This window comes from Oculatella sp. LEGE 06141, assembly GCF_015207605.1.
Taxonomy (GTDB): Bacteria; Cyanobacteriota; Cyanobacteriia; order Elainellales; family Elainellaceae; genus Oculatella.
Genome location: NZ_JADEWO010000120.1, coordinates 1 through 5,848 on the forward strand (window position 1 = coordinate 1; position 5,848 = coordinate 5,848).

The 5,848-nt window shown below is 48.0% G+C and carries 3 protein-coding genes; all 3 read left to right on the forward strand.

From position 1 onward, the window contains the following. Positions 1-418 precede the first annotated feature (418 nt). The 3 genes from IQ268_RS31635 (at position 419) to IQ268_RS31645 (ending at position 5,620) form a co-directional block, all read left to right on the forward strand. A complete protein-coding gene (locus IQ268_RS31635) occupies positions 419-3,784 on the forward strand; it encodes an SNF2-related protein (RefSeq protein WP_193887399.1) in 3,366 nt (1,121 codons plus the stop codon). Between the two features lie 86 nt (positions 3,785-3,870). Further along, positions 3,871-4,710 carry an SWIM zinc finger family protein gene (locus tag IQ268_RS31640; protein WP_193887401.1) on the forward strand — a complete coding sequence of 280 codons (840 nt, stop codon included), beginning with the start codon at positions 3,871-3,873 and terminating at the stop codon, positions 4,708-4,710. A 625-nt stretch (positions 4,711-5,335) separates the two neighbouring features. After that, entirely contained in the window at positions 5,336-5,620 is a 285-nt protein-coding gene (locus tag IQ268_RS31645; RefSeq protein ID WP_193887403.1) for an HU family DNA-binding protein, read from the forward strand. Positions 5,621-5,848: the final 228 nt, after the last annotated feature.

The following is a 5,848-nucleotide window of genomic DNA, read 5'->3' on the forward strand; positions in this document are numbered from 1 at the left end:
GGGGGGTGGAGGTGGAGATACGGTCATGTCAATAGGGATAAGTAGACACAGACTGAGCCTATGTCAATAACACTGAGGCAGTCAACCAGGGTGACAGTTAACCAGTTGAGTTATAGTTTTCGCTGCTCAGAAGAAGCTGTCATCTGTCTAAATCCGTAGATTTAACAGGGAATGAGCTGCATTCGAGTATGATTTTGCTTCCAGTCCTAAATTTAAAGGATCTGCCTAAATTTGCTCGCTTCGTTGCTGTTAGAACCGAGGTGCGATCGCGTCACCCAAACTGTTGAGAAATACGGGTAATTTCGGCACATTTTCTAGATTTCAACATCTAATCATCGATATTTTGGGGCGATCGCACCACATTAATGAAGACTTTTGGTACTCTAAACGCAAGGCACTTCTAGAGTAGTGTTTTCCCATGAAAATTCTTCACGGCACTTGGATTCCTCAGGCAGATGACGGATTTGTTCAAAATGGGGCTTTTTGTCTCTGGGTAGAAACGACAGAACGAAAGCGGTTCCGTAAGCCAAGCCAGCGGCATCCCTGGCAACTGGTTGCAGCCGATTTTGTTGCACTGCTCACTCAGGAGTTGGGCGTTCAGCCTGCATCGCACCGCAAGCCAGAAGACCTGATTTCGCCACACTACTTTCTGCTACCCAGCGTTGACAATCAACCCCTACCCTCACTGGAACTGTCCCGGTATTTAGAAGAAGAAGTTCCCGACACATTCGACATGCAATACTGGCAGGTTGATTGCTACAAAACGGTTGCTAGCGTCAAGACAGGGACACACGGTTACGCTCGGGTTAACAACGTTATTAGTCTGCTCAACGACTTACATTTCATTGCGCTCCATAATTTAGCAGAAATTCAACTGGGAGCCGATCTGCTGTTTTGGTTTCACTACACGCAAGCGCTAAAGCGGATCATCTTTAAAGACCAGTACATTCCAGCGTTGAAATACCGTGAGTTAGCCCCTGCGGCAAAGACGACCAAGAAATCGACCGCAAAATCGACTACTTCAAAGCGCACATCAGCTCACGCTGCCGCCAAGCCAGAGGAAACAAAGCTGATGCGATCTGCCGGAAAGACTAAAACGCGCAGGGCATCAGCTCAAACGACAACCGTTTCAGCGGAACCAGCGACAACCAAGTCCTCTGCATCCGGTTCAACCAACAGCACCTTTGAAGTGTATCCCGGCTGGGAATTCATTGGTGAAGAGTACGAAACGACCGTCCAGCAGTATGTCGAATACATGCCGCTGATTTGTGTTGCAGGCTTCTCAACACCACCAGAAACGCCCCACTTCTACGATCGCACTACGCTACTGCGGCATTTTTCGGAATGTATCCTCACGGATATTGTCAGCCACACCTATTTGACCCAGGCGTTTGAAAAGACGATCGCTGATTCCATTCTTTACAACTGTCTACATTCACCCCACAGCAGTCTTCGCCAAGACATCGATCGCCTGGAGCAATATCAACAGTGGCAGGCATGGCGCGATCGCATCACCCGCACTCAAACAGACGTTCATTTTCATCTTTGCTTCCAGCTTCAAGATCCGTCCAATCCAGAAGAGGCGTGGCAGCTCCAATTTCAGGTCGCACCCAAAAGCGACCCATCCTTACGCGTCTCGCTCAACGACTATTGGCGGATGAAGGGCAAACAACAAAAGCAGCTACAAAAACAGCTAGGCGACAACTTTGAACAACATCTGTTGATGAACCTTGGCTATGCCGCTCGGATTTATCCCCAACTGTGGCAGGGGTTAGAAACCGATCAGCCCGTAGGAATTTTTCTCGGTCTGGATGCGGCCTTTGACTTTCTCAAAGAAACGGCCTGGGTGTTGGAAAATGCCGGATATAAAGTCGTTGTTCCCGCCTGGTGGACACCACAGGGACGGCAACGCGCCAAAGTGCGACTGAAAGCAAAAGGCAAATCATTGACGGGGGGTGAAGATAAGGCAAAAAGCTACTTCTCATTGGAGAATTTAGTGGAATATCAGTACGAATTGGCGATCGGCGGTGAGCCAGTCAATGAACAGGAATGGAACCAATTGGTCAATGCCAAAACTCCGCTGGTGCAGTTTCGCGGCCAGTGGTTAGAGCTAGATCAAGACAAGATGCGGCAAATGCTGGAGTTTTGGAAAACGCAGCAGAAAGACAATCCAGAACTGAGCCTGTTGGACTTTTTGAAGCTGACCGCAGGTGAAGAAGATGACCTGGAACTGGAGGTCGATCGCGGTGACGCATTAGAAGACATGCTGGCAAAACTGAGTGATAAGAGCCAGCTAGTACCTGTGGAGAACCCTCAAGACTTCCAGGGCACATTACGCGAATACCAGAAGCGGGGAGTAGCCTGGTTACATTATCTGGAGGAGTTGGGTATCAATGGCTGCTTGGCCGATGATATGGGACTGGGTAAAACCGTTCAGGTCATTGCCCGCCTGATGCAGGAACGGGAGTTGGCTACCCAAAACAAAGTGAAAAATCTGCCGCCCACGCTGTTAGTTGCGCCAACCTCGGTAGTAGGAAATTGGTTTCACGAAATTCAAAAGTTTGCGCCACACCTACGCGCTGTGATTCATCATGGCAATCAACGCGCCAAGGAAACCAAGGAATTCAAGCAGGCGTGTCGTGAAAACGATATTGTGATTACCTCATTTGCCCTGGCACGCAAAGATGCCAAGCTGTTTAGCGGGGTCAAATGGCACCGGATCGTGCTGGATGAAGCGCAAAATATCAAAAATCCTAAAGCCAACTTAACTAAGTCTATTTTGAAGCTTTCGGCTCCGCATCGGCTGGCGCTTACCGGCACTCCAATCGAAAATCGCCTGCTGGATCTGTGGTCTATTTTCAATTTCCTCAATCCGGGGTATTTGGGCAATCAAACCCAGTTTCGCCGCAACTTTGAACTGCCGATTCAAAAAAACAATGATCCTCGGCAATCCACCACCCTGAAAAAACTGGTGGAGCCGTTTATCTTGCGTCGAGTCAAGACTGATCAATCCATCATTAAAGATCTGCCCGATAAAGTAGAGCAAAAGCTTTATTGCAATCTCACCAAGGAGCAAGCGTCGTTGTACGAAGCAGTCGTTAAAGATGTAGAACAAAAGCTGCAAGAGGTTGAGGGCATCCACCGCAAAGGGTTGATTTTGGCAACATTGACCAAGCTCAAGCAGGTTTGCAATCATCCGATGCAGTTTCTTCAGGATGCCAGCGAGTTTACACCAGAGCGATCGCACAAACTAACTCGTCTGAGCGAAATGGTAGAAGAGGTAATGGACGAGGGCGAGAGTATGCTCATCTTCACGCAGTTCACCGAGATGGGTGCCGCCTTGGAGAAATATCTGCGCCACGTCTGCCACTACAATACCTATTACCTGCACGGTGGCACATCTCGCAAAAAACGAGAGCAGATGATAACCGAGTTTCAAGATCCAGAGACAGAACCCTCTATCTTTGTCCTGTCATTGAAGGCAGGGGGAGTGGGGATCACACTAACCAAGGCCAATCATGTGTTTCATTTCGATCGCTGGTGGAATCCGGCAGTGGAAAATCAAGCCACCGATCGCGCCTTTCGCATTGGTCAAAAGAAGAATGTATTCGTCCACAAGTTTGTGGCGATCGGCACCCTGGAAGAGCGGATTGACGAAATGATCGAAGATAAGAAAAAGCTAGCTGGGGCGATCGTGGGCGCTGATGAGTCATGGTTAACGGAACTGAACAATGAAGCCTTTAAGTCATTAATTGCGCTAAATAAGAGTGCAATTTTGGAATAAAGTCATGAGCACAGTAACAAAAGTATGAATCTAACCGCTACATAACTCTTTAGCTGGTTGACTTTCTAAATCTTTGGAGGATACCAATGGCTACCTTTAGTCGAACCTGGTGGGGACAAGAATTCATTGCAGCAATAGAACCCTTGACCGACCCAGGACGTTTAGGACGAGGACGCTCCTATGCCAGTAACGGAAAAGTCAAAAGCTTTGACATCAAAGACGGCACGGTTACCGCCCAAGTAAGAGGATCGGTGAACCCTTATTATGGTGTGTACAAAGAGCCGCTATACACAACCGTGATTGAGTTTCAGCCTATCAGTGCTGCAAAATGGGCTGCCGCGATCGCCTTTATTGCCTCTAAAGCCAGCTTAATCTCTAGACTATTGCTCAATGAAATCCCCAACAACATTGAGGATGCCTTTAACACCCTGGATTTGAATCTGTTGCCCCACAGCAAAAAAGACTTTGATTCCCATTGCTCCTGTCCAGATTGGGGAAATCCTTGCAAACACATTGCAGGAGTCTACTACCTCGTTGCCAAAGAACTCGATCGTGACCCGTTTCTGCTGTTTGAGCTACGGGGGCTATCACGGGAGGCTCTCCATACAGAACTGGCTAAATCGCCGTTAGGTCAAGCACTCTCTGCGGAGCTACAGTTTGCCCAACGTCCACCCCAGGCCGTTTCGACCTATTACACCTCTCCTGCTACGCTCTCTGTAGAAACCATTGATGGACTACGAGACTTCTGGCAAGGCGCAAAACGTCTGCCACAGGCGATCGCACCGTTACCCCAAACGCTCGTTCCGGGTATTCCCGTGAAAAAGCAGGGTGACTTTCCCGCATTCTGGCACCGGGACAACTCGTTCATTGAAGCAATGGAAGTACTCTACGAGCAGGTCAGAAGCAAAAACAAAGAGGTTTTCTAGAAACCCATTTATCTCATCCAAGCTTGGCAAAAACAGTACCCCACAATAGGGCAATCGGTCTACTGCACATCCTTTAGTCGTTTAGAGAGACAGTTCCAATAATACTCAACCTACTGATAGCCATCTTCATTTGCATTCACCACGCCCCAAACCCTACACCCCGCACCCATCTTGGTGAGACTGTGGCTTACTCGATTGAGAACTGCTGTAAGACATCCTTGAAGACAAAATTGATACTGATTAGTGTGTGCGGCTAAAGGGCGTAGCATTCAAACAGGCCAATCGATGCGGATCAGTTCTTGCCTGTAGCTTCCCGCAAGACATATTAACTATCACTGAAATTACTTTATCGATCAAATCATGAGAAGCGTTACATTTTTTGTGCAGCTTCTATCTTTAGGATGGTGGCAACCATCGTTTCAACTTGCCGATTGAACTTTCTGAAAACCCGCATCACCTAACTCTCACAACCCGTTTCAAAACGTATTATTTTTGCCGTCTCTAGAGACGCAAACCCAGTTTCTGTTGCTATAATTTGCCAAACCAATTGAAAGATCTAATGCATTATCATTGTTGCCTTAGATCTGATGTACTATAATTCCTGTCAACGTTGTGAGGGCTTGATATGAACAAAGGCGAATTAGTGGATGCGATCGCAGCCAAAGCCGGAGTAACCAAGCGGGAAGCAGATGAAATTTTGACTGCAACCCTGGATGTAATTGTGGAAGCTGTATCAAATGGCGAGAAAGTAACGCTCGTCGGATTTGGCACCTTTGAACCCCGCGATCGCCAGGCCAGAGAAGGGCGCAATCCCCGATCAGGCGAAACAATTACGATCCCGGCAACAACAGTACCCGCCTTTTCAGCAGGAAAAGCGTTTAAGGACAAAGTCTCGCTTACCCCGGCTTAAGTTGCTCGAAGGTTTCTTTCATCCGAAAAAACCCGCCAATTGGCGGGTTTTCTGCTTTTCTCATAGATATATGAACAGGAGTGGGATTTGCCCCCCATACATCTACCCATGAAACAAAACAGAGCCTCCTGAAGTGTAGGAAGGCTCTGTTCTGTTTTGTAATACAAACCTGGCACCGAGCTATTTTTGCAGAGGGCTACCCCTCAACTATCTTCGCCGCAACAGCAT

Excerpts from the sequence above, each read along its gene's own strand:
- IQ268_RS31635 (WP_193887399.1), top strand. The coding sequence starts at position 419 with ATGAAAATTCTTCACGGCACTTGGATTCCTCAGGCAGATGACGGATTT.
- IQ268_RS31640 (WP_193887401.1), top strand. The coding sequence starts at position 3,871 with ATGGCTACCTTTAGTCGAACCTGGTGGGGACAAGAATTCATTGCAGCA.
- IQ268_RS31645 (WP_193887403.1), top strand. The coding sequence starts at position 5,336 with ATGAACAAAGGCGAATTAGTGGATGCGATCGCAGCCAAAGCCGGAGTA.